The sequence below is a fragment of the Oleiphilus sp. HI0080 genome (genome assembly GCF_001635135.1).
On sequence record NZ_LWFU01000675.1, the window covers coordinates 1 to 2624 of the forward strand.

The 2624-nt window shown below is 41.2% G+C and carries 3 protein-coding genes; all 3 read right to left on the reverse strand.

Annotated elements, in window-relative coordinates; translation table 11 throughout:
• Window positions 1-943 (reverse strand): asparagine synthetase B (locus A3751_RS14670; protein ID WP_156492487.1); only part of this gene is annotated, 943 nt, incomplete at its 3' end.
• 3 nt (window positions 944-946) lie between these two features.
• Window positions 947-1963, reverse strand: a complete 1017-nt coding sequence (locus A3751_RS14675) for a sulfotransferase (RefSeq protein ID WP_068466675.1) — start codon at window positions 1961-1963, stop codon at window positions 947-949.
• Window positions 1956-2624 (reverse strand): oligosaccharide flippase family protein (locus tag A3751_RS14680; protein WP_156492488.1); only part of this gene is annotated, 669 nt, incomplete at its 5' end. The genes A3751_RS14675 and A3751_RS14680, both read right to left, overlap by 8 nt.

Here is a 2624-nt window from a genome sequence, read left to right on the forward strand (position 1 = left end):
CAGAAGCCCCTTGATCAAATGCCAAAGCTGAAATTAAAGTTGAATCAATACCTCCACTCATGAAAACGCCCACTGGTACATCAGCATGAGTACGCAATATAACCGCCTGCCGTAATTCAGCCTCGATCAACTCAAGCGCATCACCTTCTGTCATTGTACGGTCTTGCGTTCCGACGGGAATATTCCAATAACGTTTTACTTCGACAGCTCCTTGTTTAGAGACTTTCATCCATGTCCCCGGCTCTAGCGCTTTAACGGAACTAAAAGCTGTAACAGGTCGGGGAGACATGCCAAATGCGAAAGAAAGTGCCAATCCGTCAATATTAACGTCCGGTGTATACAAACCCGATGCAATGAGAGTTTTTATGTCCGAAGCAAAAAGAAACAGTTCATTATCGTTAACATAGTAAAACGGCTTAATACCAATTCTGTCGCGAGCACAAAATAATGACTTTTCTTTCTTATCCCAAATCGCAAATGCGAAATCTCCATTGAGCAATTCAAGAGCGCCATCGCCCAAAAGAGCATAAAGCTCAAGTAAAACCTCCGTATCACCTTTCGTTCGCAATCGTACTCCGCGCTTCTCGAGTTCGTTTGCTAGATCTCGATAGTTATAAATCTCCCCATTAAAGGTAATAACATAACGTCCATCAGCGGATGCCATCGGTTGATGACTATCAAGCGACAAATCAATTATTGCTAAGCGGCGATGAACCAAGCCCACCTCACAAGGGCGACTGACTTGCGAAATATGCTCTTGCCCTGCCCTTAGCTCCAGCGAAGTCTCGTCGCCACGAAAACAATTATCATATGGAGCACCCAAGTAATAGCCTTCATCATCAGGCCCTCGCAAGTGCATCTGCCTTGCCATCCGCTCTAAAGGTGTATTTAAAGGTTCACAACTGCTATCACTGGTGAAAAACACACCTCCAATTCCGCACATTTCCTAATCCAGCTTGCTTTTTAAAGATTTAATATGGGCCACCTGTCGTTCTTCACCATCTGTAAGGGATAACAAACCAAATTTTAATTTCAACGTATGAAAAACAACCGCCAGCGCTGAACTTAGCTTCAAGTAACTTCCTCTTATTTTTAACAGTCTAGGAGTATCAGCTTTATACCCCAAATAAGCCATTTCGTTTTTCAAAATTGACTCAATCATCCTAATCTTTCGAAAGGATAGAGCATCCTTGTACTTCCCGAAATTATCGTTGATTGTTGGGTTGTTCAAATTTTCCCATTCTTGTATTGATGTGCTCTCAGACTCAAACGATCTATCACACCCGTTACCAAGCTCAACATCCAAGAATTTGGAAATACGCTTCAATTCCGAAGCCTCTGAAGACACAAACTCCTCATATTTAAGCGTTAGAACTCTCGAACTTAACCGGGCATTTGCAAGTAACTCGATTATTTTCTTTTGCTCTGTTTGCCATAACATAGATAAATACGAGCAATTCCGAACCTGAGATGGACGTTTCAGCTGACTAGCTATAACGTCGCGAGGATCGCGATAAAGAATAAGAAAGCGAGCGTCAGGCAACTCTAGAGCGATCTGATAAGCGAAATCAAATATATGGTTATCTTTACATATATAAGAACTATAGCCCCTGTCCAAAGCATACAACATGTACAATGTATGCATCACGCCAACGATAGTTCTTTCTTTACTAGGCATAAAACGATCATATGCTTCAATGACGTCTTCTGATGAAATGACTCGATCCCAAGGAGAAAAGTGCTCATAGGCTAACGCAACCGAATCTTGGACAAGAGAATAAAAATTTTGGTCGTTACTTAGGTCGCCATAGTAAGGCGCTCGATAAAATAAGTGCTTGAGCATGTGGATAGGAGACGGCCCAAAATAAACTGCCTGACTTTCAGTTATACGCCTTCTAACTAAGTTTGTTCCGCTTCTCTCAGACGCGACAATAAAAAGTGGGCCTAAAGAAGGCTCAGACATAACCATTCCCTTTATCAACAGATTTAGTCGCCAAAATGATAGACACTATTTGGCATATATAAACAGACGATAGCGCCAAAGAAATTGCCATATAAACGGATATCTCTGCTCCAGAAAAAACTTTCGTCAATACAACAGCGCTGCAAATCACAATCAACAGAAATAACTGATATATCAAGCCAAGCTTATTTTTCCCTAATACTGCAAACCCTGCCACAGCCGAAGAGACAAGCGCAAAAAAAACCAATGGCAACATAACCGCTGCATATTGATCAAGTGCACTCCATTTATCACCAAAAAACAAAGCCAATATACCTAAATCAAATACGACATAAGCCAATGGAATTGCCATCAGCCCTACAAGAGTCGTATATCTGATTAGATTCATTGTAAATGGCCAAATCTCATTTTTTTTATACTTTAGTTCGGCAACTCTTTGCATATAAACTCGGTTGACAGCAGATGCTATTAACCCAACAGGCGCAAGCATAACCCTTTGAATCATGCTGTATAAGCCCGCTGAGTGCGCTCCGAAGAACGCGTTAAGAAGAAATATTGGTGCCTGCGCAGACAGCGTACTAACCAACACCGCAGGTGATGAAAACTTTAGAAAATCAATATATTTTCTAATCCATACAAAACACTTTTTATAACTCCAATT